This is a genomic window from Geodermatophilus sp. SYSU D00867, assembly GCF_054050315.1.
This window is the reverse complement of record NZ_JBJGZC010000013.1, coordinates 133,298-159,052: the sequence shown is the minus strand read 5'-3', so window position 1 is coordinate 159,052 and position 25,755 is coordinate 133,298. Positions and strand designations below refer to the sequence as shown.

Genomic DNA, 25,755 nt, shown 5'->3' with positions numbered 1-25,755 from the left:
CCCCCCCCCCCCCGCCCCCCCCCCCCCCCCCCCCCCCCCCCCCCCCCCCCCCCCCCCCCCCCCCCCCCCCCCCCCCCCCCCCCCCCCCGCCCCCCCCCCCCCCCCCCCCCCCCCGCCCGCCCCCCCCCCCCCCCCCCCCCCCCCCCCCCCCCCGGCCCGGGCGGCGGAGGTCGCCAGGAGCGCGGGTTAGTGTGCCGGGCACCACACCCGCTCGGAGGGAGCAGACATGCGTGACGCGGTGATCGTCGAGGCGGTGCGCACGCCCGTGGGCAAGCGCAACGGCGGGCTGTCCGGGGTGCACCCGGTCGACCTGTCCGCGCACGTCCTCACCTCGCTGGCCGAGCGGGCCGGCGTCGACCCGGCCGAGATCGAGGACGTCATCTGGGGCTGCGTGTCCCAGGTCGGCGAGCAGACCTTCGACATCGCCCGGACGGCGGCGCTCGCCGCGGGCTGGCCGGAGACGGTCACCGGCGTGACCGTCGACCGGCAGTGCGGCTCCTCGCAGCAGTCGGTGCACTTCGCCGCCGCGGGCCTGGTGTCGGGTCAGTACGACGTCGTCGTGGCCGGCGGCGTCGAGTCCATGTCGCGGGTGCCGATGGGCAGCGCGCGGCAGGACGCCGACCCGTTCGGGACGAGGTTCTCCGAGCGCTACGGCGGCGCGAAGATCAACCAGGGCCTGGGTGCGGAGACGATCGCCGAGCGGTGGGGCCTGTCGCGCCAGCGCTGCGACGAGTTCTCCGTCGCCTCCCACGAGAAGGCCGCCGCCGCCCGCGCCGAGGGCCGCTTCGACGCCCAGATCGCGCCGGTGACCACCCCCGACGGCACCGTCGTCGGCCAGGACGAGGGCATCCGCGAGTCGACGGTGGAGAAGCTCGCCGGCCTGAGGACGGCGTTCAGGGAGGACGGCGTCATCACCGCCGGCAACTCCTCGCAGATCTCCGACGGCTCGGCCGCGCTGCTCATGACCACCAGCGAGAAGGCCGCCGAGCTCGGTCTGCGGCCGATCGCCCGGGTGCACACCGCGGTGCTGGCCGGCGCCGACCCGGTGGTCATGCTCACCGCGCCGATCCCGGCCACGCAGAAGGCGCTGGCGCGGTCGGGGCTGTCGATCGACGAGATCGGCGTGTTCGAGGTCAACGAGGCCTTCGCGCCGGTGCCGCTGGCCTGGCTGGCCGACCTCGGCGCCGACGAGAAGTCGCTCAACCCCAACGGCGGCGCCATCGCCCTGGGCCACCCGCTCGGCGGCTCGGGCGCGCGGATCATGACGACGCTGGTGCACCACATGCGCGACAACGGCATCCGCTACGGCCTGCAGACGATGTGCGAGGGCGGCGGCCAGGCCAACGCCACCATCCTCGAGCTGCTGTAACCGCACTGCTCCCTCGGGCCCGGGGCCGCCTCGCACGGCGGCTCCGGGCCCGGTTAGTTTCGCCGGTCGTGACCACGACCGCGGGAGAGCCGACCCTGCTCGACGTCCTGACGCTCGAGGAGATCGACCGGGACCTCTACCGCAGCGCGCTGGTGTTCACCGACCCGTTCCCGCTCTACGGCGGGCAGGTCGCGGCGCAGGCGCTGCTCGCCGCCGGCCGCACGGTGGCGTCCGACCGGCTGCCGCACTCGCTGCACGGCTACTTCCTCCGCAGCGGCGACGCCGCCCGGCCGACCGTCTTCCGCGTCGACCGCGACCGCGACGGCGGGTCGTTCTCCGCGCGCCGGGTGGTCGCGGTGCAGGGCGGCGAGGTGGTGCTGTCGATGTCGGCGTCGTTCCAGGCGCCCACCGCCGGGCCCGACGTCCAGGTGGCCGCGGCGCCGGCGGCCGAGGACCCCGCGGAGTGCGAGCCGTTCGCGCTGCCCCGGCTGTTCACCATGGACGGCCGCCGGCCCTCCCAGCCGCACCCGGCCGCCTCCTGGCCGACCCGGTTCTGGTCGCGGTCCACCGTGGCGCTGCCCGACGACCCACTGGTGCACGCCTGCGCGCTCACCTACCTGTCCGACATCGGCACCGGGCTGTCCGCGCTGCCCGAGGACGAGGCGGCGCCCGGCCCGACGCTGGACCACGCGGTGTGGTTCCACCGGACGGCCCGGCTCGACGACTGGGTGCTCGTGGACCTGGTCCCGCACACCGTGTCCGGCGGGCGCGGCTGGTACACCGGCTCGGTGACCACCCGCGACGGCGTCCTGGCCGCGAGCCTGACCCAGGAGACGCTGTTCCGGCCGGGCCGCAACCCGTTCCGCCCGGGTCGCTGAGGCCGTCCGCCGCCCGTTCCCGGAGCCCGGCGGTGGCACCGTCGGCGGGATCGGCGAGGATGGTGTGTCAGCGAGGGGGAAGGACGGGACACGTGGCGAAGCACCGGGCAGCAGAGAGCGACCCCACCGACTTCGACGCGGCGACGGCCGCGCTGGCCGACGTCACGGGCGACTACACCATCGACGTGGCGCACACCCGGATCGGCATCCGGGCACGGCACGCGATGGTGACGACCGTCCGCGGCGCGTTCACCGACTTCGCCGGCGAGGCGCACCTCGACGTGCAGAAGCCCGGGGCCAGCAGCGTGACGATCCGGATCAGGACCGCGAGCATCGACACCGGCCAGGCCGACCGGGACGCGCACCTGCGCTCGCCGGACTTCCTCGACGTCGAGCGTTTCCCGGAGATGGTGTTCACCTCCACCGACGTCGAGCAGACCGACGACGACACCTACCAGGTGACCGGCGACCTCACCATCCGCGACGTCACCCGCCCGGTGACCGTGGAGTTCGCGATGACCGGCTCGGCGAAGGACCCGTTCGGCAACACCCGGGTCGGCTTCGAGGGGGCGCTGGCGATCAAGCGCAGCGAGTGGGGCCTGACCTGGAACACCGCACTGGAGACGGGCGGGTGGCTCGTCAGCGACCGCATCCAGGTCGAGTTCGACGTCTCGGTGATCCGCGCCGCCTGACCCTCCCGTCGACCCGTCGGCAGGTCGCCACGTCGCCGGATCGGCACGGAGGCATGTCGGCACGGAGGCTTGTCGGCACGGAGGCATGTCGGCACGGAGGCTTGTCGCCGCGTCGAGGTGTCGACACGGGATCGCGGTCCTGGCCGGAGCGGCGTACCCCGGCGGCCCGATCCGCCCCCTCGGACCGGCCGCCCGGGTGCGGCGCTCAGCCGGGACGGACGACGTCGTACCGCACGACGACGAACTCGCCGTTCTGCGCGACCTCCCGGGTGACCAGCTCGACGTGCGCCGGCAGCAGCGGCATCCCGGCGCCCAGCGTGACCGGCGCGATGGAGACGACCACCTCGTCCAGCAGTCCCGCCCGGGCGAACTGCGCGGCCACCGGGCCGCCGCCGACGATCCACACGTCCAGGTCGCCGGCCGCCGCGGTCATCTCCGCGTGCAGCGCGCGCAGGTCGTCGGGGGTGTCCGCGCTGGTGAAGCGGACGTCCGCGCCCTCGTACGGCGTCAGCTGCCGGTGGGTGAGCACCCAGGCGGGCTGGTCGTAGCTCCAGGTGTCCGCGCCGCCGTGCTCGCGCACCCACTCGTACGTGGAGGCGCCCATGACCAGCGAGCCGACGGTCTTCTCGAACGCCTGGTAGCCCATCGCCCCCTCGGCGTCGGCCTCGCGGGTGAGCAGCCAGTCCAGCGAGTGGCCGGGGCCGGCGATGAAGCCGTCGAGGGTCGTGGCGGTGTAGTAGACGGTGCGGGTCATCGGTCCCTCCTGGAGAGCCACTCGATGGGGTCGCCGGCGTCGACCGCGACGCCGGCGTCGCGCAGCCAGTGCCGGGCGAGCAGCCGGCGGTGCGCGGAGAAGGTGAGGACGTGCGCGACGACGCTGCCGAGGACGAAGCTCTCCGGCGGCTCGCACAGCGCGTCGACCAGCCGGTCGCCCCAGGCGCCGCGGCGGGCGATCTCGCGGACGGCGGCGAGCCAGCGCGGCGCGACGGCGTCGTGCCGGTCGATCAGCGCGGCCGGGTCGTCGGCGCCGCGGACGGGGTGCTCCCCGCCCTCGATCGAGGCGACCCACACCTCGAGCGACCAGACGAGGGCGTCGAGGACGGCCGCGAGCGTCTCCTCGGCGCCGTCCCAGGCGAGGACCGTCAGGCCCGGCGCCCGCACCCGCCGGTACTCCTCCTCGGGCAGGCCCTTGGCCAGCTCCAGCAGGGCGCGGGTGTCCTCGACGCCGTGGTGCACCAGCAGCGCGGTCACCTGGTCGCCGCCGCGGCGCGCGGGCTCGTCGGCGACCCACAGCGACGCCGGCGGGTGGAAGTGGATGCCGTTGGGCGCGGGCAGCCAGTGCCCGTCCCGCGCGGCGCTGCCGGTGTCGGCCGAGCCCGGGCTGCGGCCGTAGGCCCGCGCGAACGCCCGGCTGAAGCCCTCGACCGACTCGTAGCCCGCGGCGAACGCGGCGTCGGTGACGCTCGCGCCCTGCCGCAGCTGCCAGGCCGCCCGCTCGAGCACCACCCGGCGGCGCAGCGCGACCGGTGACTCCCCGGCGCCGCCGGACACCTGCCGGCTGAAGTGGAACGGCGAGGCGTACGCGTCGCCGGCCATGTCCGAGAGCGTGCGGTTGTCCTCGTCGAGCACGGCGTCGAGCAGTTCGCGGAGGCGGTCGCGGCCGGGCGGGGTCACGCGTCGAGTCTGGCGACCCGGGCCGCCGTGTGGCCCGACCGTTCTTGCGCTGTCAGCCGGCGGACCAGGCGCGCCGCACCGAGGCCCGGCAGCGGGCGGGGTCGTCGCCAGCGGCGGTGAGCAGGGCGACGGCGGTCTCGACGGCCTGCGGCTCCAGGACCCCGGCGGGCAGCACGCCCTGCACGACCAGCGACACCAGGCCGTGCCCGGCGGCCCAGTACCGCGTGGCCAGGGCGAGCGGGTCGGTGCCCGGGGCCAGCCGGCCGTCGTCGCGGGCGCGGGCGGCGGCGTCCACCAGGCGCTGGAAGGTCGCGTCGGCGGCCCGTGCGTCGGCGAGGTCGGCGCGGGCGTCGAACATCGCCCGGTACAGCTCCGGGGCGTCCAGCGCGTTGCGTGCGTAGGCGACGCCGAGCGCGGCGAGGTCGTGGACCGGGTCGGCGGTGCGGGCGACGGCGTCCAGCCGGGCCGCGAGCCGGGTGAAGCCCTCCTGCCGCACCGCCCTCCACAGCCCCGGCATGCCGCCGAAGTGCGTGTACACGGCCATCGTCGAGGCGCCGGTGCCCTCGACCAGCGCGCGCAGGGTCACCGGCTCCCGGCCGGCGAGCATCCGCGCCGCCCGCTCGACCAGCAGCCGGCGGACGGCGGGGTCGGGACGTCGCGGCATCCCGGAACTGTCGCATAGCACCTTTATGTTCTGGCCCCCACCACCCCCGAGGAGGAGCCGTGACCGTCCGGCTGATCGACCCGCCCGGCCTGCCCGTCCCCGGCGTCTACCGCCAGGTGGCGGTCGCCACCGGCAGCCGCACCGTGTACCTGGCCGGCCAGGTCGCCCGCACCGCCGAGGGGGAGCCCGTCGGCCCCGGCGACCTCGCCGCGCAGACCGAGCAGGCGTTCCTCAACGTGGCCACCGCGCTGGAGGCCGCCGGCGGCACCTTCGACGACGTCGCCAAGCTCGTCCTCTACGTCGTCGGCTGGTCCCCGGAGGCGCTGCCGGCGCTGGGCGAGGGCGTGGCCCGGGCGTCGGCCCGGCTCGGCCGCGACCTGACCCGGCCGGTCACCCTGCTCCCCGTGGCCGCGCTCGCCGAGCCGGACCTGCTGGTCGAGGTGGACGCCACCGCCGTCCTCGACTGACCGTGCCCCACCGGCACCCCCGGGTGTCGGTGGGGCACGACCGGGTAGGGCAGCACGGCGCGGCCGGCCGGACGGCGGCCGCGCCTCCCGCTGCACCACCGGAAGAGGCCTCCCCGTGCCGCCACGCGCATCCACCGACGCCCCGTCGCAGGCCGTCGCCGGGGAGGAGGGGTACCGCCCGGACCCGAAGCGGTGGACCGCGCTGTCGGTGACCCTCGTCGTCGGGTTCATGAGCCTGCTCGACGTCAGCATCGTGTCGGTGGCGCTGCCCTCGCTGCAGTCCGACCTCGGGGCGACGCCCGCGACCGTGCAGTGGGTGGTGTCCGGCTACGCGCTGACCTTCGGGCTGATGCTGGTCCCCGCCGGCCGGCTGGGCGACGCGTTCGGCCGCCGGCGGCTGTTCCTGCTCGGGCTGGCCGGGTTCGTGCTCTCCAGCGCCGCGGCCGGGGCGGCGCCGTCGGTGGGCTGGCTGGTCGCCGCCCGGCTGGTGCAGGGGCTGGCGGCCGGGTGCCTGGCGCCGCAGAACTCCGCGCTCATCCAGCAGCTGTTCCGCGGCGCCGAGCGCGGGCGGGCCTTCGGCCTGTTCGGCGCCACGGTCGGGATCTCGACCGCCGTCGGCCCGGTCGTCGGCGGCGCGATCCTCGGCCTGGCCGACGGGCCCGGCGGCTGGCGCTGGCTGTTCTACGTCAACGTGCCGATCGGCGTCGTCGCGTTCGCGCTCGCCCTGCGGCTGCTGCCCCGCGGCGGCGGCGGCGGCGGGCGCGGGCGGATCGACGTCGTCGGGGTGCTGCTGCTCGGCGCCGGGGCGCTCGCCGTGCTGTTCCCGCTGGTGCAGGCCGAGTCCGGCGGGCTCGCGCGGCTGTGGTGGCTGTTCCTCGTCGGGGCGGCGCTGCTCGCGGTCTTCGTCGCGTGGGAGCGGCGGGTGGTGGCCCGCGACGGGCAGCCGGTGTTCGACCCCCGTCTGGTCACCCGGACCCGCGGCTACGGCATCGGCGCGGCGCTGGGCACCGTCTACTTCGTCGGGTTCAGCGGCATCTGGCTGGTGTTCGCGCTCTTCTTCCAGACCGGGCTGGACTACACGCCGCTGCAGTCGGGGCTCGCGGTGACGCCGTTCGCGCTCGGGTCGGCGTCGGCGGCGGTCGTGGCCGGGCGGCTGGTGGAGCGGCACGGCCGGAGGCTGACGGTGTTCGGGCTGTCGGGCGTCATGGTCGGCCTCGCGGCGGCCGCGGTGGTCCTGCTGCTGGTCCCGCCGTCGGCGGCCGGGTGGGCGATCGCGCCGGCGCTGCTGGTCGGCGGCATCGGCGGCGGGTTCGTCATCTCGCCCAACATCACGATGACCCTGCGCGACGTCCCGGTGTCCATGGCCGGGTCGGCCGGCGGGGGTCTGCAGACGGCGCAGCGCTTCGGCGCGGCCGTCGGCACCGCGGCGCTGCCGGGCCTGTTCTACCTCGTGCTGTCGGCGTCCGGGGACTACCCGACGGCGGCCGCGGCCGGGCTGGCCGTGTCCGTCCTCGGCGCCGCCGCCGCGCTCGCGCTCGGCGTGGTCGACCTCCGGCGCAACCGCGGCCGCGACGACGACGGGGCCGGCCGGGCCGCGGACGACGGCGGCCCGGTGCCCGACGAGCGGCACGGTCCCGACGGCGTGCACAGCCACGGCCACGCCTGGCACGGATAGGGCACGGCCACGCCCGGCGAGGAGGACCGCACGACGGACGTGGAGCGGGTGCCGATCCCGGTCACCGACGTCGACCGGGCGGAGGAGGTCCGCGTCGTGTGCACGCAGCGCGGGCGGGGGGCGGGTCCGGGCGCGCTGCGTGCACACGGGGCCGGGGCTGCGGGGCCGGGGCTGCGGGGCCGGGCCGCCGGCCGCAGGATCGGCTGCATGGCGCGACCGACGGTGGCGGTGCTCGGCACCGGGACGATGGGCGCGGGGATGGTCACCTCGCTGCGGCGGGCCGGGCTGCCCGTCCGCACCTGGAACCGGGACCCCGCCAAGGCGCAGGCGCTCACCGGCACCGGCGCGGAGGCGTTCGACTCCCCGGCGGAGGCGGCCGACGGCGCCGACGTCGTCCTGACGATGCTGCTGGACGCCGACGCGGTGCTCGACGTCGTCCGGCGGGCCGCCCCCGCCGCCGGGACCACGTGGCTGCAGTGCTCCACGGTCGGTGTCGAGGGCGCCGACCGCACCGTCGAGGCGGCCCGGGAACTCGACCTCGTGCTCGTCGACTGCCCGGTGCTCGGCACGAAGGAGCCGGCCGCGAAGGGCGCGCTGACCCTGCTGGCCAGCGGCCCGGAGGAGGCGCGCGAGCGGCTGGCGCCGGTGTTCGACGCGCTGGGCTCGAAGACGGTGTGGCTGGGGGAGGCGGGCGCGGGCAGCCGGCTCAAGCTGGCGTGCAACTCGTGGCTGTTCATGCTCACCGCCGGCACCGCGCAGGCGGTCGCGCTGACCCGCGCCCTCGGCCAGGACCCGCAGCGGTTCCTCGACGCCATCGAGGGCGGGCCGGTCGACTCCGCCTACGCCCACGTCAAGGGCGCGCTGATGATGGCCGGCGACTACCCGCCGAGCTTCGGCCTGACCGGCGCGGCCAAGGACGCCCGGCTCATCCGCGCGGCGCTGCGGGCCGGCGGGGTCTCCGACCGGCTCACCGCCGCGGTGCTCGAGACGATGGAGGCCGCCGCCGGCCGGCTCGGCGACCCGGGCGCGGTGGACATGGCCGCGGTCGTCGAGGGCCTCACCCCGGCCGACCGCGGCTGAGCCGGGCCACCCGGCGGGCCGCGCGCAGCGGCTCGGGCGTGCGGACGCCGGCCGTCGTCGCCAGGACGACGGCGGCCGCGGTCGCCGGGCCGGTGCGCCAGCCGGCCGAGGCCACCACCGGGCGCGCGCCGGGCACCACGCGCACCGCCCGCGCCACCTCCTCGCCGCCGAGCAGCAGGGGAGCGGTGTCCCCGCGCGCCGGCCCGGGCGGGTCGCCGCGGGCGGCCAGCGGCCGGTCGGTGACGCCGACGCTCGGCAGGTCCAGCACGGCGCCGAGGTGCAGCGCGAGCCCGGCCCGCCGCGGGTGGTCCCGTCCGGCCGCCGCGACCAGCAGGACGTCCGGCCGGGCGGGCAGCGCGGCCACCGCGGCGGCCAGCAGCGGCCCCTCGCGCAGCGCCAGCAGCGCCGGTGCGTAGGGGCCCGCCGCCGGTCCCCGCACGACGGCGGCCGCGTTCCCCAGCACCGCGGCCGCGACCAGCCCTCCGGCGTCCTCGACCGCGGCCACCGCGCCGGCGAGCGGCCGCACGTCCGGCCCGGCGGGCGGGGACCACGGCGGCGGGCGCAGTGCGGCCAGCCGGTCCTGCTCGGCGGCCAGCGCCGCGGCGTCGCCCGGCCAGGCCGCCGCGGCTACCGCTTCGAGCTCTCGGCCAGCCGGCGCAGCCCGGCGTCGGCGTCCCGGTCGCCGGGGCCGGCGCTGGTGGCGTCGTCGGGCAGCGCGGACCCGCCGTGGTCGTCGAGCATGCGGGCCTCGTCGAAGGGCGAGGCACCCGACAGCGCCGCCTCGAGCCGCTCGCGGTCCAGCTGCCGGGTCCAGGTGGCCACCAGCACGGTGGCGACCGCGTTGCCGGCGAAGTTGGTCAGCGCGCGGGCCTCGGACATGAACCGGTCGATGCCGACGATCAGCCCCACGCCGTCGAGCAGCTCGGGCCGGTGCGCCGACAGGCCGCCGGCGAGGGTGGCCAGCCCGGCCCCGGTGACCCCGGCGGCGCCCTTCGACGCGATGATCATGAACAGCAGCAGGCCGATCTGCTCGCCGATCGACAGCGGGTCGCCGAGCGCCTCGGCGATGAACAGCGAGGCCATCGTCAGGTAGATGGCGGTGCCGTCGAGGTTGAACGAGTAGCCGGTCGGCACGACGATGCCGGCCACCGGCTGGCTGACCCCGGCGTGCTCCATCTTCGCGATCAGCCGCGGCAGCGCCGTCTCCGACGACGACGTCGACAGGATGAGCAGGAACTCCCGGCCCAGGTACCTCAGCAGCCGGAACACGTTGAGCCCCGCCACCAGCCGCAGGAGCAGCCCGAGGACGACGAAGACGAACACCGCGCAGGTGGCGTAGAAGCCCAGCATGATCACGGCGAGGCTCTTGAGCGCGTCGACGCCGGTCTCGCCGACCACCGCCGCGATCGCGCCGAACGCGCCGACCGGGGCCAGCCACATGACCATCGCCAGGATCCGGAAGACCAGCTTCTGCAGGTGCCCGATGCCGCGCAGCAGCGGCTCCCCGGACGCGCCCATCGCCTGGATGGCGAACCCGACGAGCAGCGCGACCAGCAGCGCCTGCAGCACCGACCCGTCGGTGAGCGAGGAGAGCAGCGTCGTCGGGATCAGGCCGAGCAGGAAGTCGACGGTGCCGCCGCTCTCCTCGGCGGTCTCGGCGAGCTCCGAGCCGCGGCCGCGCAGCTCCTCGGACAGCGCGAGCCCGTCGCCGGGGTGCAGCAGGTTGCCGACGACGAGCCCGATCGCCAGCGCGACCGTGGACATCAGCAGGAAGTAGCCCAGCGCCAGGCCGCCGATCCGGCCCACCGCGGCGGCCTTCCGGATCGCGCCGATGCCCAGCACGATCGTGCAGAAGATGACCGGCGCGATGAGCATCTTGATCAGCCCGACGAACGCCGTCCCCAGCCACTCCAGCGAGGTGGCGAAGCCGGGGAGGACCAGCCCGACGACGATCCCGAGGACCACCGCCGCGATCACCGCGATGTAGAGCCAGTGCGTGCGGTCGCGTCGCTGTCGAGGGGTCGGGCGGTCGCCGTCGGCCGGGGCGGCACCCGGGTCCTTCGACAGGGAGGCCATGGCAGCTCCTGGGCTGGGGAGGGGCGGTCGACCCACGGTGGGCTGCCGGGTCGGGGCCCGCAACACGGACGGCGTGCACCGGAACCGGAGGGGGTGGGCACCCGCGGTGGCAGACACCCAGGACGGCCCCTCGCTGCACCCGGTCACCCGTGAGCCCGCGGAGGGCCCCAACTACGCGGCGATCAGCACGCTGCTGCCGAGCGGGCGCCTCCAGACGCAGTACATCTGGGTCGGCACCGACGGGGAGCGGCTGTTCGTCAACACCGAGACCGGACGGCGCAAGTTCGAGAACCTGCAGCGCGACGCCCGGGTGACGCTGGCCATCCGCGACGAGTCGGACCCCTACCGCTTCGCCGAGGTGCGCGGGCGGGTGGCCGAGACGACGACCGGTCCGGAGGCGCGGGCGCACATCGACGAGCTCTCGCAGAAGTACGACGGCCGGCCCCGCCCGCCGGAGAACATCACGACCGAGCGGGTCACCGTCTGGATCGAGCCGGAGCGGCAGGTCGTCTCCGGCTGATCAGGTCGCGTACCGCGCGGCGAACTCGCCCGGCGTCATCCCGGTGACCCGGGCGAAGTCGCGGGTCAGGTGCGGCTGGTCGGCGTAGCCCAGGTCGGCGGCGACCCCGGCGAGCGTCGCCGTCCGGTCGCGCAGCCGGCCGGCGGCCTCCTGCAGCCGCCGCCGCTGCACCAGCCACTTGGGCGTCAGCCCCAGCCGGCGGGACACCAGCCGTTGCAGCGCCCGCTCGGACAGCCCCGTCTCGGCACACAGCTGGTCGACGCGGGTGAGGTCCGGCCGCGACTCGACCAGCGCCACCAGCCGGTCGACCAGCGCGCCCTCCTCGTCGACCGGCAGGAACCGGCGCAGCGCGTCGTCGTAGGCGGCCCGCGCCTCCGCGTGCGCCGCGGGGGAGTGCGGGTCGGCCGCCATCGCCGCGCGCACCCGCGCGGCCAGCCGGGCGCCGTCGTCGCCGAGCACCCCGCCGACGTCGACGTGCCGGTCGGTGTACGCCGCCACCGGCCCGCCGGCCACCAGCGCGCCGGCGGCCGGGGTGAGCATGACGCCGACCGCCCAGCCGTCACCGGTGAGCGTCGTCGTCGACAGCCCCGACACGACGCCGTAGAAGCGGGCGTAGCCGGGCGCGACGACGACCAGGCAGACCGGGTACTGCAGCACCCGCTGCACCGCCTCCTCGCCGGGCGGCACCGACCACACCGGGATCCAGAACCGCTGCACCAGCGCCGCCAGGGGGCCGGTGACCTCGTAGCGGTACATGACGTGCGAGGCGTCGCGCGGGTCGCGCAGGTGCGCCCGCTCGACGGCGTCGCGAGGGTGGACGGCGGCGCTGTCGGGTTCCATCAAGACGCAGGCTGCCGCACGCGGCCAGGCTCGGGCCATGGACACGACGACCACCACCCCGATCGCCGCCGACTACGCCGCCGTCCTCGAGCCGCTGCTCGCCGTCGCCGTCGCCGTGCCCGCCGCCGGGTGGGACGCCGCCTCGCCGTGCGAGGACTGGACCGCCCGCGACCTGGTGGCGCACCTCGTCGACACCCAGCGCGAGTTCCTCACCGGCCGCGGGGTCGACCTCGGTCCCGCGCCCGACGTCGCCGCCGACCCCGCCGCGGCGCTGCGCGAGCACGCCGCCCGGGTGCTCGCCGTCGTGGCCGACCCGGCCGTCGCCGACGCCGGCTACGACGGCTTCTTCGGCCCGACGACGGTGGGGGAGACCCTGGCGCAGTTCTACGTGTGGGACATGGTCGTCCACCGCTGGGACCTCGCCCGGGCCAGCGGCCAGGACGCGACGCTGACCGCCGCCGAGCTCGACCGGGTCGAGTCCGGCGCCCGCGGCTGGGGCGACGCCCTCTACACGGACGGCATCTGCCGGCGGGTGGACGCACCGGAGGGCGCCGACCGGCAGGCGCGGGTCCTGGCGCTGCTCGGCCGCCGCGCCTGACCCGCCCGCCGGCCGGGTAGCCCCCGGGCATGCACCCCGGGAGCACCGACCTCGCCGACGGGCCCCGCGAGGGCCGGCTGCAGCTGCGCGACGGCCGCACGATGGCCTACGCCGAGTGGGGCGACCCCGACGGCCGGCCGGTGCTCGGCTGCCACGGCTCGCCCAGCTCCCGTCTCGAGCGGCACGTCGAGGACCCCGCCGCCTACCGCCGGTGGGGCGTGCGGTTCGTCGTCCCCGACCGGCCCGGCTTCGGCGCCTCCGACCCGCAGCCGGGCCGGCGGGTGACCGACTGGCCGGGCGACGTCGTCCAGCTGCTCGACGCCCTCGGCATCGACCGGTTCGCCGCCCTCTCGCTGTCCGGCGGCGCCGCGTACGCGCTGGCCTGCGCGCACGCCCTGCCCGACCGGGTGGACGCCGTCGGGATCCTCGGCGGCGCCCCGCCGCCGGACGTCCCGTGGCCGTGGCCGGGCTGGCTGCCGACGTCGGTCCGCGCGGCCGCGCACCGCCCGTCCCCGGCGACGGCGGCGCTGCTGCGGCCGGTGTTCGCGCCGCTGACCGTCCGCCCGCAGCTGCTGCCCCGCTACCTGCAGCTGCGGCTCAACCCGGCCGACCGGCGGGTGATCGGCCGGCCGGCGGTGCGGCGGGTGCTGGCGCGCACGTTCACCGAGGGGCTGCGCCAGGGCGCCGGGGTGCTGGCCGAGGACCGGGCGCTGCTGTTCCGGCCCTGGGGCTTCCCGGTGGGGGAGGTCCGCCAGCACGTCCACCTCTGGCACGGCACCCAGGACTGGCAGGTGCCGGTCGCGCTGGGCCGGGTGCTGGCCGGGATGCTGCCGTCGGTCACCGCGCACTGGCACGCCGGCGAGGGGCACTTCCTCGTCTTCGACCACGCCCGTGACGTCTACGGTGCGCTCGCCCGCGGAGTGGGTAGCCGCCCGGCATGACCGCCCCGCACGGGAGCCGCACCGTGCCTCCCACCTACGTCGACGCCAACCGCCTGTGGGTCGACTCCCGCCTCCGCTACGAGATCGGCCTGCGGGTCGAGGGGCGCATCCTGCGCCGCCTGGGCGCCCGCGGCGAGCGCGTCGTCGAGATCGGCACCGGCCGCCGCGGCCTGGGCGCGCGGGTCGCCGTCGAGCGGCTCGGCGCCACGCAGGTGACCGCGTTCGACCTCCACCCGGCCACCGTCGGGCGCGCCCGGATCGCCTGCGCCGACCTCGCCGACCGGGTCACCTTCCGCGTCGGGGACGCCACCGCGCTGCCGGTCGACGACGCGAGCACCGACCTCGTCGTCGACTTCCACGCCCTGCACCACATCGCCGACTGGCGGGCCGCCGTCGCGGAGGTCGCGCGGGTGCTGCGCCCGGGCGGCCAGCTGGCGCTGACCGAGATGACCGCGCGCTTCGTCGACGCGCCGTGGCTGCGCGCGGTCTCCCGCCACCCGGCCGACCGGTTCTCTCCCGAGCAGCTGCTGGCGGAGCTCCGCGCGCACGGGCTGGAGGTGCCGCCGGGGCGGCTGCGGCGGGCGGCCGGCGACCGCTGGGTCCAGGCCGTCGCGACGAGGGCATGACGACGGCAGGCGTGAGCGCCGCCGCGGTCGTCCGGGAGGCCCTGGCGCTGCTGCGCCGGCACGCCGGGCGGGTCTACGCCCTCTCGCTCGCGGTCACGCTGGTCAACACCGTCCCCGACGTGCTGCGCCAGCTGCTCGTGTACCGGGACCCGAGCGTCGGGCACGCGCTGCTGGTCGACGTCGTCGGCTTCACCACCGGCCTGCTCGCCCAGCTGTGGCTGACCGGCGCGCTCACCGGCCTGCCCGGTGACGGCCGGCTGCGGCCCGGCGGCGCGCTCGGGCGGGGGACGGCGACCGCGCTGCGGGCGGTGCGCACCTCGCCGGCCGCGGTGCTCGCCGGGGTGGTGCTCGGCGGCGCGGTGTCGGCGCTGCTGACCGTGCCCGCGTCGGTGGCCGCGCTCGGCCTCGAGCGCGTGGTCGGCCCGCTGGACGCCCCGCCGGCGGCGGCGTTCACCGTGGCGACGGTCAGCGACGTGGTGGCCAGCTGGGCGACGCTGCCGTTCCTCGCCGTCGTGCTCGTGCTCACCGCCGGTTCGAGCAGGGCGTCCGCGGGCAAGGGCCGCTCGTGAGCAGCCACGACTGGGACGTCACCCGCAGGGCCGTCGGGTCGCTGTCGGTGTGGATCGGGACGGTGGCGCTGTTCGCGCCCCGGTGGACCGCCCGGACGCTCGGGGTGCGGACCGACGCCGCGCAGGGCGACGTCGCGCTGCCGCTGCTGGTGCGCCTGGGCGCGGCCCGCAACATCGCGATGGGCGCCGCGCTGCTGGTCACCCCGGCGCCGCAGGCGCGGCGCACCACCGAGGTGACGCTGCTGCTCACCGCGCTGGACGCCGCCGCGGTGTGGACCTCCCGCGCCGAGGGCGACGTGGCCCGGCGCAGCGCCGTCCTGTCGGGGGTCGTGCTGGGGCTCGCCTCCTACGGCGCCGCCCGCTGGCACCGCCGCTGACGCCGGGCCCCTGCACGGCTAGCGCCAGGCGAAGACCGGCTGCTCGAGGTGCGCGACGCGGGTGTGCAGCCCGCGGCACACCACCTGGCAGAACTGGTACACGACCGCGGCGGTCGGGGCGTGCACCCAGCCGCCGAGCAGCGGCAGCCGGATGACCGGCGCGTCGGACTCGGGGATCGACAGCAGCACCGGCTCGACGTCGAGGTCGGCCAGCGGCACCTGGTACGCCGCGGCCACCTCGGCCTCGGCCGGGCGCAGCTCCCCGGCGTCGCCGGCCCACACGACCACCGGCGTCATGACGTAGCCGGAGCGGGTCACGTAGTCGTCGAGCAGGCCGAGGACGTCGTCCTCCCCGCGGACCAGCCCGACCTCCTCCTCCAGCTCGCGCAGCGCGGCCCGCACCGGGGTCTCACCCGGGTCCAGCCGGCCGCCGGGCAGCGCCCACTGCCCGGCGTGCGCCCGCAGCCCGGCCGCGCGGCGGGTGACCAGCAGGGCGGGGACGTCGCCGGTGCAGGTGACGCAGACGGCGACGGCGGCCTGGCGCAGGTCGGGGCGGCCGGCCGCGCGCCGCGGGAGGTCCCGCAGGCGCGCGGCCGCCCCGTCCCGTGTCAGGGCCCGGTCCGGGGTGCTCAGAGCCAGCCGCGCCGGGCGCCGAGCTGCCGGACGGCGGCGTCGAGCTGCGCGGCCACCGCGGAGACGTCGGTGTCGGAGTGGCCGAACCGCAGCCGGCCGCCGACGTCGCGGCCCTCGGTGAGCAGCCCGCCGCGCCGGTCCACCTCGAGCACGACCTCGACGCCGTGCGGGCCGGCGAGGAAGGTCACCTCGAGCTCGTTGACGCGCCCGCGCAGCGACGACGGCGGCGCGAACTCGACCTCCTGGTAGAAGGGCAGGTCGCTGCCGGCCAGCCGGCCCTTCTCGACGTCGGCGCCGCGGAAGCGGAAGCCGAGGCCGGTGAGCGCCTGGACGACGGTGCGCTGCACGGGCAGCGGCTCGACGGCGACCGCGTCGAGGTCGCCGGGGTCGACGGCGCCGGGGATGTCCACCTTGGTGCGCAGGCCGATCTTCACGCCGCGCAGCGTCCAGCCGTCGAGCGTCGTGAAGGGGCACTGCCAGGGCACCGGGAAGCTGAACGGGATCGCCGCCTTCGCGCCCGCCTCGATCCGGCCGGCGCCGGCGATCGGCGCGGTGCCGAAGGTGACGTTCTCCCGCCACTCGTTGTCGCCGCTCTCCACCTCCACGGTGGCCTGCAGCGACACCCGGATCTCGTTGATCTCCTGGGCGACCTGCCCGCCGGTGAGGTGCACGGTGCCGGTCACGGTGCCGCCGGGGGTGGTCACCGGGCGGTCGAGGACGGCGTCGACGCTCGCGTTGCCGGCGCCGAGCTTCGCCATCAGGTTGCGGAAGGCCATGGGGGTGCTGCTCCGTTCGGTTCGGGGACGGCGGGCACCCTGACACGACGGCCGGGACCTGACGAGGGGTTCCCGCGCGTGCCGCTCAGCCTCCCACCGGGGCACCGCCGCCGGGCCGGTCCGCGACGCCCCGTACGGACACGCCGAGATGGTTGGACGTCCTACTAAATCGGGCCTACCGTGCAGCCATGGCGTCTGCGGAGCTGCACGTGCCCGTCCACCCCGTCCGCTTCGTCACCGCGGCCAGCCTGTTCGACGGGCACGACGCGGCGATCAACGTGATGCGGCGGCTGCTGCAGAGCCAGGGCGCGGAGGTGGTGCACCTCGGCCACGACCGCGGCGTCGACGAGGTGGTGCGCGCCGCCGTCGAGGAGGACGTGCAGGGCGTCGCGATCTCCAGCTACCAGGGCGGGCACGTCGAGTACTTCAGCTACCTCAAGGAGCGGCTGGCCGCCGCCGGGGCGGGACACGTGCAGGTGTTCGGCGGCGGCGGGGGCGTGATCGTGCCGCACGAGATCGCGCTGCTCGCCGAACGCGGGGTGCGGGTGTTCAGCCCCGAGGACGGCGCCCGCCTGGGCCTGCCCGGGATGGTCAACGAGCTGGTCCGCGCCTGCGACGTCGACCTCACCGCCGAGGGCCCCGACGTCGACGCGCTGCTGACCGGCGACCCGCGGGCGCTGGCGCGGGCGATCAGCGTGCTGGAGGCCGGCGCCGACGAGGCGCTCGCCGCCCGCGTGCGCGAGGCCGCCGCGGCCCGCACCGTGCCGGTGCTGGGCATCACCGGCACCGGTGGGTCGGGCAAGTCCTCGCTCACCGACGAGCTGCTGCGCCGGCTGCGCCGCGACCAGGAGGACAAGCTGCGGGTCGCCGTCGTCGCGGTCGACCCGACCCGCCGCCGCGGCGGCGGCGCGCTGCTCGGCGACCGGATCCGGATGAACGCCCTGGAGTCCGGCGACGGGTCGCACACCTTCTTCCGCTCGATGGCCACCCGCGCCGCCGGTGCGCAGGTGCCCGAGCACCTCGACGACGTCCTCGCGGCGGTGAAGGCCGCCGGGTTCGACCTGGTGATCGTGGAGACGCCGGGCATCGGGCAGGGCGACGCGGCGATCGTGCCGTTCAGCGACGTCTCGCTCTACGTCATGACGCCGGAGTTCGGCGCCGCGTCGCAGCTCGAGAAGATCGACATGCTCGACCTCGCCGACGTCGTCGCGATCAACAAGTTCGAGCGCCGCGGCGCCGAGGACGCCCGCCGCGACGTCGCCCGGCAGATGGTGCGCAACCGCGAGGCGTTCGGCGTCCCGTGGGAGCAGATGCCGGTGTTCGGCACCAGCGCCGCCCGCTTCGACGACGACGGCGTCACCGCGCTCTACCAGCACCTGCTCGGCCTGCTGGTGGAGAAGGGCCTGCCCGCGGGCGCCGGCGTGCTGCCGCGGGTGGACGTGCGCGCCTCGACGGGGCTGGCCAGCGTGGTGCCGTCGTCGCGGTCGCGGTACCTGGCCGAGGTGGCCGAGGCGGTGCGGGCGCACCACCGGGTGACCGGGGAGCAGGCCGCGGTCGTCCGGCGGCGCGAGCACCTGACCACCGCGGCCGAGGTGCTGGACGGCGCCGCGGCGCAGGCCGCGCGCGAGGCCGCGGAGGCCGCCGACCGGGAGCTGCTGCCCGAGGTGCGCACGCTGCTGGAGGAGTGGCCGGCGCGGGTGGAGCAGTACTCCGGCGACGAGTTCGTCTACACGGTGCGCGGCAGGGAGGTCCGCACGCCGCTGACCAGGGAGACGCTGTCCGGGACGAGGGTGCCGCGGGTGGCGCTGCCCCGGACCTCCGACGCCGCCGGGCTGCTGCGCTTCCTGCGGCGGGAGAACCTGCCCGGCTCCTTCCCGTACACGGCCGGCGTCTTCCCGTTCAAGCGCTCCGGGGAGGCCCCGGCGCGGATGTTCGCCGGCGAGGGCGACGCGTTCCGCACCAACCGGCGGTTCCGGGTGCTGTCGGCCGGCAACGAGGCCACCCGGCTGTCCACGGCGTTCGACTCGGTGACCCTCTACGGCCGCGACCCGCAGCCGCGGCCCGACGTCTACGGCAAGGTCGGCACCTCCGGCGTCTCGATCGCCACGCTCGACGACATGCGCGTGCTCTACGACGGGTTCGACCTGTGCGCGCCCACGACGTCGGTGTCGATGACGATCAACGGTCCCGCGCCGGCGATCCTCGCGATGTTCATGAACACCGCGATCGAGCAGCGGCTGGACCGGTTCCGCGAGGAGGAGGGCCGCGAGCCCGACGCCGCCGAGACCGAGGAGATCCGCGCCTGGGTGCTGGCGAACGTCCGCGGCACGGTGCAGGCCGACATCCTCAAGGAGGACCAGGGCCAGAACACCTGCATCTTCTCGACCGAGTTCGCGCTGCGCTGCATGGCCGACATCCAGGAGTGGTTCATCCAGCACCGGGTGCGCAACTTCTACTCGGTCTCGATCTCCGGCTACCACATCGCCGAGGCCGGGGCGAACCCCATCAGCCAGCTCGCCTTCACCCTCGCCAACGGCTTCACCTACGTCGAGGCCTACCTCGCCCGCGGCATGGCGATCGACGACTTCGCGCCCAACCTGAGCTTCTTCTTCTCCAACGGGATGGACGCCGAGTACACGGTGATCGGCCGGGTGGCGCGGCGGATCTGGGCGGTCGCGATGCGGGACCGCTACGGCGCCGGCGCGCGGTCCCAGCAGCTCAAGTACCACGTGCAGACGTCGGGCCGGTCGCTGCACGCGCAGGAGATGGACTTCAACGACATCCGCACGACCCTGCAGGCGCTGTGCGCGATCTACGACAACGCCAACTCGCTGCACACCAACGCCTACGACGAGGCGGTCACGACGCCGTCGGAGCACTCGGTCCGCCGGGCGCTGGCCATCCAGATGATCATCGACAAGGAGTGGGGACTGGCTGGCAACGAGAACCCGCTGCAGGGGTCGGCGATCGTCGAGGAGCTCACCGACCTCGTCGAGGAGGCGGTGCTGGCCGAGTTCGACCGCATCGCCGAGCGCGGCGGCGTGCTGGGCGCGATGGAGACCGGCTACCAGCGCGGCAGGATCCAGGACGAGTCGATGCTCTACGAGCACCGCAAGCACGACGGCTCGCTGCCGATCGTCGGCGTCAACACCTTCCTCGACCCGCACCGGGACGAGGCCCCGCCGGAGGAGCTGGAGCTGGCCCGGGCCACCGAGGCGGAGAAGCGGTCGCAGCTGGACCGGCTGGCCGACTTCCACGCCCGGCACGCCGAGGAGGCGCCGGCCGCGCTCGCCCGGCTGCAGGAGGCGGCGACGTCGGGCGGCAACGTCTTCGACGCGCTGATGGACGCCGTCCGGGTGTGCTCTCTCGGCCAGATCTCCGATGCGTTCTTCGAGGTGGGCGGCCAGTACCGGCGCAGTGTGTGAGGACGACCTCGGTGCGCCGGTCCCGCTGGTGGGGCCGGCGCGCCGGGTCGTGTCACTGGTGCCCTCGCTGACCGAGGCGCTGGCGGTCACCGTCCCCGACCGGCTGGTGGGCGCCACCGACTGGTGCACCCACCCGGCCGGCCTCGACGTCGCGCGGGTGCGGGGCACGAAGAACCCCGACCGGGCGGCGATCGCGGCGCTGGCGCCCGACCTCGTCGTCTGCAACCGGGAGGAGAACCGGCGCCTGGACGTCGACCGGCTGCGGGCGGCGGGCATCGCGGTGTGGGTGACCGTGATCGAGTCGGTGGACGAGGCGCTGACCTCGATGCGGCGGCTGTTCGCCGAGGCGCTGGAGGTCCCCGAGCCGCCGTGGCTGACGGACGCGGCGCGCGCGTGGGCGGAGCCGGCGCCGGAGCCGCCGCTGCGCTGCGCCGTCCCGGTCTGGCGGGACCCGTGGATGGTGGTCGGCCCGCGCACCTTCACCGGCGACGTGCTGGCCCGCCTCGGCCTGGTCAACGTCTTCGGGGAGGGGGAGGACCGCTACCCGCACGTGTCGGTCGACGACGTCCTCGCCGCGCGGCCCGACGTCGTCCTGCTGCCCGACGAGCCGTACCCGTTCACCGCCGGCGACGGCCCCGAGGCGTTCCCGCAGGTCCGGTCGGTGCTGGTGTCCGGGCGGGCGCTGACGTGGTACGGCCCGTCGCTGGCCGGCGCCCGCGCCGGCCTGCGGACCGCGATCCGGCGCTGACGGACTCCCGCTCCCGGGCGTCCTCCGATACGGTCCGGTACCTCGGTGTGACCCCCGTCACCTGCCCGGATGCCCGCAAGGAGCCGTCGTGAAGACCCGTAGTGCCGTCCTCCACACCCAGCCCGGCCGGTACGAGGTCACCGAGGTCGACCTCGACGAGCCGCGCGAGGGCGAGTTGCTCGTGCGGATGGCCGCCGTCGGGCTGTGCCACACCGACGACCACGACGTCCCGCCCGGGAGCGCCCCACCCCTGCGGCTGCCCCTCGCCGGTGGCCACGAGGGCGCCGGCGTCGTCGTGGGTGTCGGCCCCCACACCCCGGGGTGGGCCGAGGGGGACCACGTGGTGCTCAGCTTCGTCGCGGTCTGCGGACGGTGCCGGATGTGCTCGACCGGCCGGCAGAACCTCTGCGACCTCGGCGCCCGGCTGTTCAGCGGCGCCCGGATCGAGGACCCCACCAGCTTCCGGATGTCCTACCGGGGCAAGCCGGTGGGTCAGGCCTACGGCCTCGCCGCGCTGAGCGAGCACACCGTCGTCGACGCCCGGTCGGCGGTGAAGATCGACCCCGACGTGCCGCTGGACAAGGCCGCGCTCGTCGGCTGCGGCGTCCCCACCGGATGGGGGTCGGTCACCAACCTGTCCGACGCCCGGGACGGCGACGTGGTCATCGTCATGGGCGTCGGCGGGATCGGGATCAACAGCGTGCAGGCCGCCCGGGCCATCGGCGCCCGGGCGGTCATCGCCGTCGACCCGGTCGAGTTCAAGCGCGAGACCGCCAAGCAGCTCGGCGCGACGCACACGGCCGAGACCATGGCCGAGGCCACCGAGCTCGCCCGGTCCATGACGAACGGCCAGGGCGCCGACGCGACCGTCGTGGCGGTCGGTGTCGTCACCGGCGACCACATCGCCGAGGCGGTGGCCTCCATCCGCAAGGCCGGCACGGTCGTCCTCACCGGCACCGGGAGCATGCGCCAGGCGGGCGGCATCCCGATCAACCACACGATGTTCACGGTGTTCCAGAAGCGGCTGCAGGGCGCGCTCTTCGGCGGTTGCAACCCCCGGTGGGACATCCCCAGCCTGCTGGCCCAGTACGTGGCCGGGACGCTGAAGCTCGACGAGCTCGTCACCCGGACCTACTCGCTGGAGCAGGTCGCCGAGGGGTTCGACGACATGAAGGCCGGCAAGAACATCCGCGGACTCGTGCTCTTCGACTGAGCGGCCGGCCGCCCTCGGCCGCGCCGACGGTGCTCAGCCGCGGGGGGCCACCGCGTCCCGCAACAGCGCCAGGACCGGGGCGTACAGGCGGGACTTGATGGTCCCCAGGGTCGGGCCGGCCTTCCCGGTGTGCGCGGCGGCGATCTCGACGGCGGCCGGGCGGACGTCCTCCTCGGCGACGGCGCGGTCGACGATCGCCGCGGCGAGGGCGTCGGTGCCGCCGTAGCGGCGGCCGGTGGTCATCGCCACGTGCGCCGTCTGCGGGGTCAGCCGCGCCTGGACCAGGGCGGACATGCCGGGGCTGAACGGGAGGTCGATGTCTATCTCCGGCAGGCACCAGAAGCCGCGGTCGGCGCGCATGACCCGCTGGTCGTGCGCGAGGGCGAGCATCGCCCCCGCGGCGAAGGCGTGACCCTGCACCGCCGCCACGGTCACGACCGGCAGTGCCAGCACGCGGGCGAACAGCCGCTGGACCCTGGCGACGTAGGCGTCGCGCTGGTCGGCGTGGTCGGCCAGCCACGCGAGGTCCAGGCCGTTGGAGAAGAACCTGCCCGTGGCCGTGGTGACCAGGGCGCGGGGCCCGGAGGCGCCCTCGACCTCGTCCAGGGCGGCGTCGACGGCGGTGAGCCAGTCGGGGGAGAAGCGGTTCTCGTCGGCGCCGAGGTCGAGCACGAGGACGTCGTCGTGGCGGTCGAGCGTGGGCACGGGAGGCTCCTGGTCCGTGGTCGGGAGGTGGGGGTGGGCGGCTCAGGCCGGCGGGCCGCAGTCGACGACCGCGCCGACGGCGGCGGCGAGCTGCGCGCGGGTGTGCGGGTGCACCCGTCCGGCGCGGATGCCGGGGAACAGCAGCGCGGCGGGCAGGCGCACGACGCAGGTGGTGACGACCCCGACGGCGGCCGCGTCGTCGCGGTCCCAGAGCGAGCGGGCGAGCCGGCGCAGCGTGTCGAGCAGCGCGGCGTCCAGGGCGCGCAGGTCGTCGGCGACGTCCGGGGCGACGGCGTCGGTGAGCACGTCGTCGCGCTGCAGCCCGACCAGCAGCCGCGCCGCCCGCAGGTCCTGCTCGGCGAGCCGGGCCGGGGCGTCGGCGGCGGCCTGCACCGCCCGGCGGGCGTCCCCGCCGGCCTGCGCGACGACGGCCCGCTGCAGGTCGAGGAACTGCCGCGCGCGGCGCAGCCAGGCGGCCCCGACGACGGTCTCCAGCGAGCCGAAGGCGTGGTAGATGCTGCCGTTCGAGGCCCCCGACCGGGCGGCCAGCGCGCGGACGGTCAGCCGTGCGCGGCCGCGGTCGACGAGCAGCTCCTCGGCGGCGTCGAGGACCGCGTCGGGCGCGTGGACCCGGGGCCGGGGCATCGGTGCCTCCTCCGTGGACGGACGAGGCCACCCTAGTAGAGCACCCGCTCCAGTACCAGGCCGGGCGCGTCAGCCCGAGGTACGAGCCTGCTCGGCGGGCTCCGTCCTCGGGGTGGGAGCCACCCCGGTGACCACCGCCCGCAGGTCCGGGTCGCGGCCGGTCACCACCTCCCCGAGGCGCAGGAACAGCGACGGGGACAGGCGCATCAGGCGCCACGCGACGCGGGCCCTCCTGGGCACGACGATGACCGCCCGGTCGCGGTCCACCCCGCGGAGCACGTCGGCGGCCAGGGCCTCGGCGCTGTACAGACGGCCACCGTTCAGCGTGGTGATCACCCTGCGCGGGTCGATCGCCTCCACGGTGGGCACCCGCGGGAGACCGGGCGGGATGCCCTTGTCCAGCATGGGGGTGTCCACGCCGCCGGGACAGACGACGCTGACCCGCACGCCCCGGGGCGCGGCCTCGCCGCGCAGGGACAGCGAGAGCCCCACCACCGCCCACTTCGTCGCGGCGTAGGGCGTGAACCCGGGGTTGGGCAGCAACCCGGCGAGGGATGCGGTGTTCACGATGTGCCCGGAGCCCTGGCGCACCATCAGCGGGTAGGCGGCCTGCACGCCGTGCACCACTCCGCGCAGGTTCACGTCGATGGCCCGGTCCCAGTGGGCGAGGGACAGCTCCTCGACGGGGCCGCCCATGCCCACCCCCGCGTTGTTGACGAGCAGGTCCAGCCGGCCGTACCGCCCGGTGGTCCCCGTCACCAGGGCCTCGACCGCTGCCGCGTCCCGGACGTCCACGGCCGCCCCCGTGGCCGTTCCGGGCCCGTCCGCGGTGAGCCGCTCCGCGGCCTGCACCGCGGCCGCGCCGTCGGGACCCGCGAGGACGACCTGGTCACCCCGGCGGACCAGGGCCGCACCCAGCGCCCGTCCGATCCCCGAGGCGCCTCCCGTCACGATCGCCACCCTGGTCATGCCCACCCCTGACAGCCGAGTGCGTGGCCCCTGCTCGGATCGAGACTCGCGGCCCCGTCACCGCTGGACCACGCCTCTCGCGACGTCGTCGGCGTGGGCCGCCCGCTCGTCGACGGGCCGTGACGACCGGTGACGTCCCGGCTCAGGGGAGGGCGCGGCGCACGAGGACGCGGGGGAAGCCGCCGGCGACGGCGTCGGTGTCGGCGGCCTTGGTGAACCCCGCCTCCTCGAACATCCGCCGCGTGCCGACGTAGGCCATCGTCGTGTCGACCCGCTCGTCCCCGCTGTCGGCGGGATAGCCCTCGACGGCGGGGGCGCCGTTCGCCGCCGCGTACGCGACCGCCCCCTGGATGAGCGCGAGCGCGATGCCCTTCCCGCGGTGGCCCGGGCGCACGCGCACGCACCACAGCGACCACACGGGCAGGTCGTCGACGTGCGGGATCCGCCGCGACCGTTCGAAGGGCAGCTCGGCCCGGGGCGCGACCGCGGCCCAGCCGGCGACCTCGCCGTCGTCGTAGGCGAGCACCCCCGGCGCGACCGGGCGACCGGTGAGCTCGCGGACGTACTCGCGTCGCGCGGGCCCGACGAGCTCGCGGTTGGTCCGCGAGTCGAGCCGGTGGCTCAGGCACCAGCAGACGTTCGCGTCCGGGTTCCGCGGGCCGAGCACCGTCGCGACGTCGTCGAACCGCTCCCGCGTCGCCGGCTGGACCTCGATGGCCATCGCGCCACGCTAGTGACGGCGGCGGCGTCCGGCCACACCCGGATGCCGCCTCCTCGGGTCAGCGTCCCGGCTGCGCACCCGCCAGGAACCGCTCGGCGATCCCCGTCCACCGCGTGCGGGCCGCCTCGTTGGCCTCGGGCGTGGGCAGGCCCATCTGCGTCGCCACGAGCGACGCCGTCCCGTTCCTCTTCGGCTCGCTGGTGACGACGACGGAGGTGCCGTCGGCCGCCCTCGTCCGCCAGGTGATGCGCCGGTCGGTGCCGCTGACCCGCACGTCGGACCCGGCGACGATCTCCTGCACGGCCGCGTCGCCGTCGGCAAACGACCGCCAGCGCTCCATCAGCTCGGTCATGCCGAGCGGCGTGGCCCGGCTCACGCTGGTCTGGAAGGTGCCGTCGGAGCGCTGGCCCGGGACGCGGCGGCCGATGTGGTGCTCGTAGGCGACCGTCACCGACTGGGTCCACCAGCCGCGCTGCTCGAAGCCGTCGCCGAGCTCCTCGTGGACGTGCAGCGCGATCGCCTGGTGGTCCAGGTCCTTCGCGCCGACGGAGTCCAGGAAGCGGAGCCACTCGTCCCACGACCGCTTCGTGGTCCGCTCGATCGGCCCGATCCGGGGGTTGTCCGCCATGGCCGCGATCCTGCCGGACCGGCGTCAGCCGCGGGGCGGCCCGCCCACGCAGCGGCGGTGTGGCCGACGCCGGCACTGTCGCGCGTCCGCGCCGACCCCCCGGTCACGGCGGTCACGGACGCGCCGGATGTCGACCTGCTGCGGTCTCGGGCCGCCGGAGACCGCAGCAGGTCGACATCCGGCGGTGCGGTCAGGCGGCGGTCTGCAGGAACTCCAGGGGGTCGCGTGGACCAGCCGGAAGCCGGG

At 76.2% G+C, this 25,755-nt stretch carries 28 protein-coding genes; 15 read left to right on the top strand and 13 right to left on the bottom strand.

Going from position 1 to position 25,755, the window contains the following annotated elements; translation table 11 throughout:
• The first annotated feature begins 226 nt into the window (after window positions 1-226).
• The 3 genes from ACI8AK_RS14350 (at window position 227) to ACI8AK_RS14340 (ending at window position 2,939) form a co-directional block, all read left to right on the top strand.
• A complete protein-coding gene (locus ACI8AK_RS14350) occupies window positions 227-1,369 on the top strand; it encodes a thiolase family protein (protein ID WP_456956784.1) in 1,143 nt (380 codons plus the stop codon).
• Window positions 1,370-1,437: 68 nt separating this feature from the next.
• Complete coding sequence (locus tag ACI8AK_RS14345) at window positions 1,438-2,247, top strand: acyl-CoA thioesterase (protein WP_387993197.1); 810 nt, start codon at window positions 1,438-1,440, stop codon at window positions 2,245-2,247.
• 92 nt (window positions 2,248-2,339) lie between these two features.
• Window positions 2,340-2,939 (top strand): YceI family protein, encoded by a 600-nt coding sequence (locus ACI8AK_RS14340; RefSeq protein WP_387993194.1) that lies wholly within the window; start codon window positions 2,340-2,342, stop codon window positions 2,937-2,939.
• Between the two features lie 205 nt (window positions 2,940-3,144).
• Here ACI8AK_RS14340 and ACI8AK_RS14335 read toward each other — a convergent pair whose 3' ends face one another.
• Genes ACI8AK_RS14335 through ACI8AK_RS14325 form a run of 3 tightly spaced genes read right to left on the bottom strand, consistent with a single transcriptional unit; the run spans window position 3,145 to window position 5,277 of the window.
• Window positions 3,145-3,693: a dihydrofolate reductase family protein gene (locus ACI8AK_RS14335; protein WP_456956782.1), complete on the bottom strand. Its 549-nt coding sequence runs from the start codon at window positions 3,691-3,693 to the stop codon at window positions 3,145-3,147.
• Window positions 3,690-4,613, bottom strand: a complete 924-nt coding sequence (locus ACI8AK_RS14330; protein WP_387993188.1) for a helix-turn-helix domain-containing protein — start codon at window positions 4,611-4,613, stop codon at window positions 3,690-3,692. Before ACI8AK_RS14330 ends, ACI8AK_RS14335 begins: the two co-directional genes overlap by 4 nt.
• A 52-nt stretch (window positions 4,614-4,665) precedes the next feature.
• Window positions 4,666-5,277, bottom strand: coding sequence for a TetR/AcrR family transcriptional regulator (locus ACI8AK_RS14325; protein ID WP_456902140.1), 612 nt, complete (start codon window positions 5,275-5,277; stop codon window positions 4,666-4,668).
• 59 nt (window positions 5,278-5,336) lie between these two features.
• On the opposite strand from ACI8AK_RS14325, the gene ACI8AK_RS14320 reads away from it, so the two are divergent.
• From ACI8AK_RS14320 to ACI8AK_RS14310, 3 genes are all read left to right on the top strand, one after another.
• Window positions 5,337-5,744 carry a RidA family protein gene (locus ACI8AK_RS14320; protein ID WP_387993182.1) on the top strand — a complete coding sequence of 136 codons (408 nt, stop codon included), beginning with the start codon at window positions 5,337-5,339 and terminating at the stop codon, window positions 5,742-5,744.
• Between the two features lie 115 nt (window positions 5,745-5,859).
• Window positions 5,860-7,419, top strand: a complete 1,560-nt coding sequence (locus ACI8AK_RS14315; RefSeq protein ID WP_456956780.1) for an MFS transporter — start codon at window positions 5,860-5,862, stop codon at window positions 7,417-7,419.
• 207 nt (window positions 7,420-7,626) lie between these two features.
• On the top strand, window positions 7,627-8,499 hold the full coding sequence (locus ACI8AK_RS14310; protein WP_456902143.1) for an NAD(P)-dependent oxidoreductase: 873 nt from the start codon (window positions 7,627-7,629) through the stop codon (window positions 8,497-8,499).
• On the opposite strand, the gene ACI8AK_RS14305 is transcribed toward ACI8AK_RS14310, so the two are convergent.
• Both ACI8AK_RS14305 and ACI8AK_RS14300 read right to left on the bottom strand, forming a co-directional pair.
• The gene (locus tag ACI8AK_RS14305) at window positions 8,477-9,025 is read right to left on the bottom strand and encodes an endonuclease V (RefSeq protein ID WP_456902144.1); all 549 of its coding nucleotides are present in this window, start codon (window positions 9,023-9,025) and stop codon (window positions 8,477-8,479) included. The two genes, ACI8AK_RS14310 and ACI8AK_RS14305, sit on opposite strands and share 23 nt — an antisense overlap.
• 101 nt (window positions 9,026-9,126) lie before the next feature.
• Entirely contained in the window at window positions 9,127-10,575 is a 1,449-nt protein-coding gene (locus ACI8AK_RS14300; protein WP_456956778.1) for a cation:dicarboxylate symporter family transporter, read from the bottom strand.
• A gap of 106 nt (window positions 10,576-10,681) precedes the next feature.
• On the opposite strand from ACI8AK_RS14300, the gene ACI8AK_RS14295 reads away from it, so the two are divergent.
• The gene (locus tag ACI8AK_RS14295; RefSeq protein WP_456956776.1) at window positions 10,682-11,095 is read left to right on the top strand and encodes a TIGR03618 family F420-dependent PPOX class oxidoreductase; all 414 of its coding nucleotides are present in this window, start codon (window positions 10,682-10,684) and stop codon (window positions 11,093-11,095) included.
• On the opposite strand, the gene ACI8AK_RS14290 is transcribed toward ACI8AK_RS14295, so the two are convergent.
• Window positions 11,096-11,935: a helix-turn-helix domain-containing protein gene (locus ACI8AK_RS14290; RefSeq protein WP_456949729.1), complete on the bottom strand. Its 840-nt coding sequence runs from the start codon at window positions 11,933-11,935 to the stop codon at window positions 11,096-11,098. It lies immediately after the preceding gene.
• 37 nt (window positions 11,936-11,972) lie between these two features.
• On the opposite strand from ACI8AK_RS14290, the gene ACI8AK_RS14285 reads away from it, so the two are divergent.
• From ACI8AK_RS14285 to ACI8AK_RS14265, 5 genes are read left to right on the top strand one after another with little or no spacing between them, the layout of a single operon-like run.
• On the top strand, window positions 11,973-12,533 hold the full coding sequence (locus tag ACI8AK_RS14285) for a TIGR03086 family metal-binding protein (protein WP_456956774.1): 561 nt from the start codon (window positions 11,973-11,975) through the stop codon (window positions 12,531-12,533).
• 29 nt (window positions 12,534-12,562) lie between these two features.
• Window positions 12,563-13,474, top strand: coding sequence for an alpha/beta fold hydrolase (locus ACI8AK_RS14280; RefSeq protein WP_456956772.1), 912 nt, complete (start codon window positions 12,563-12,565; stop codon window positions 13,472-13,474).
• Window positions 13,471-14,100, top strand: a complete 630-nt coding sequence (locus ACI8AK_RS14275) for a class I SAM-dependent methyltransferase (RefSeq protein WP_456949732.1) — start codon at window positions 13,471-13,473, stop codon at window positions 14,098-14,100. The genes ACI8AK_RS14280 and ACI8AK_RS14275 overlap by 4 nt, the downstream gene beginning before the upstream one ends.
• Window positions 14,101-14,111: 11 nt before the next feature.
• Entirely contained in the window at window positions 14,112-14,669 is a 558-nt protein-coding gene (locus ACI8AK_RS14270) for a hypothetical protein (RefSeq protein WP_456956770.1), read from the top strand.
• Entirely contained in the window at window positions 14,666-15,046 is a 381-nt protein-coding gene (locus tag ACI8AK_RS14265; protein WP_387993152.1) for a DUF4267 domain-containing protein, read from the top strand. Before ACI8AK_RS14270 ends, ACI8AK_RS14265 begins: the two co-directional genes overlap by 4 nt.
• A gap of 18 nt (window positions 15,047-15,064) precedes the next feature.
• Here ACI8AK_RS14265 and ACI8AK_RS14260 read toward each other — a convergent pair whose 3' ends face one another.
• Window positions 15,065-15,592: an NUDIX hydrolase gene (locus ACI8AK_RS14260; protein ID WP_387993205.1), complete on the bottom strand. Its 528-nt coding sequence runs from the start codon at window positions 15,590-15,592 to the stop codon at window positions 15,065-15,067.
• Between the two features lie 83 nt (window positions 15,593-15,675).
• The gene (locus ACI8AK_RS14255) at window positions 15,676-16,455 is read right to left on the bottom strand and encodes a sporulation protein (RefSeq protein ID WP_456956768.1); all 780 of its coding nucleotides are present in this window, start codon (window positions 16,453-16,455) and stop codon (window positions 15,676-15,678) included.
• 188 nt (window positions 16,456-16,643) lie between these two features.
• Here ACI8AK_RS14255 and icmF point away from each other — a divergent pair, with 188 nt between their 5' ends.
• From icmF to ACI8AK_RS14240, 3 genes are all read left to right on the top strand, one after another.
• A complete protein-coding gene (gene icmF / locus ACI8AK_RS14250) occupies window positions 16,644-19,880 on the top strand; it encodes a fused isobutyryl-CoA mutase/GTPase IcmF (protein ID WP_456956765.1) in 3,237 nt (1,078 codons plus the stop codon).
• Window positions 19,873-20,628 carry a helical backbone metal receptor gene (locus ACI8AK_RS14245; RefSeq protein WP_456956763.1) on the top strand — a complete coding sequence of 252 codons (756 nt, stop codon included), beginning with the start codon at window positions 19,873-19,875 and terminating at the stop codon, window positions 20,626-20,628. The genes icmF and ACI8AK_RS14245 overlap by 8 nt, the downstream gene beginning before the upstream one ends.
• A gap of 88 nt (window positions 20,629-20,716) precedes the next feature.
• The gene (locus tag ACI8AK_RS14240; protein ID WP_387993140.1) at window positions 20,717-21,841 is read left to right on the top strand and encodes an NDMA-dependent alcohol dehydrogenase; all 1,125 of its coding nucleotides are present in this window, start codon (window positions 20,717-20,719) and stop codon (window positions 21,839-21,841) included.
• 33 nt (window positions 21,842-21,874) lie between these two features.
• Here ACI8AK_RS14240 and ACI8AK_RS14235 read toward each other — a convergent pair whose 3' ends face one another.
• The 5 genes from ACI8AK_RS14235 to ACI8AK_RS14215 all read right to left on the bottom strand — a co-directional run bounded on the left by ACI8AK_RS14235 (window position 21,875) and on the right by ACI8AK_RS14215 (window position 25,509).
• Entirely contained in the window at window positions 21,875-22,546 is a 672-nt protein-coding gene (locus ACI8AK_RS14235) for an enoyl-CoA hydratase-related protein (protein WP_456956761.1), read from the bottom strand.
• 42 nt (window positions 22,547-22,588) lie between these two features.
• Complete coding sequence (locus ACI8AK_RS14230) at window positions 22,589-23,191, bottom strand: helix-turn-helix domain-containing protein (RefSeq protein WP_456956759.1); 603 nt, start codon at window positions 23,189-23,191, stop codon at window positions 22,589-22,591.
• Between the two features lie 69 nt (window positions 23,192-23,260).
• Window positions 23,261-24,160, bottom strand: coding sequence for an SDR family NAD(P)-dependent oxidoreductase (locus tag ACI8AK_RS14225; RefSeq protein ID WP_456956757.1), 900 nt, complete (start codon window positions 24,158-24,160; stop codon window positions 23,261-23,263).
• A gap of 142 nt (window positions 24,161-24,302) precedes the next feature.
• Window positions 24,303-24,881: a GNAT family N-acetyltransferase gene (locus ACI8AK_RS14220; RefSeq protein ID WP_387993129.1), complete on the bottom strand. Its 579-nt coding sequence runs from the start codon at window positions 24,879-24,881 to the stop codon at window positions 24,303-24,305.
• A gap of 58 nt (window positions 24,882-24,939) precedes the next feature.
• Window positions 24,940-25,509 carry a hypothetical protein gene (locus ACI8AK_RS14215; protein WP_387993126.1) on the bottom strand — a complete coding sequence of 190 codons (570 nt, stop codon included), beginning with the start codon at window positions 25,507-25,509 and terminating at the stop codon, window positions 24,940-24,942.
• Window positions 25,510-25,755 lie beyond the last annotated feature (246 nt).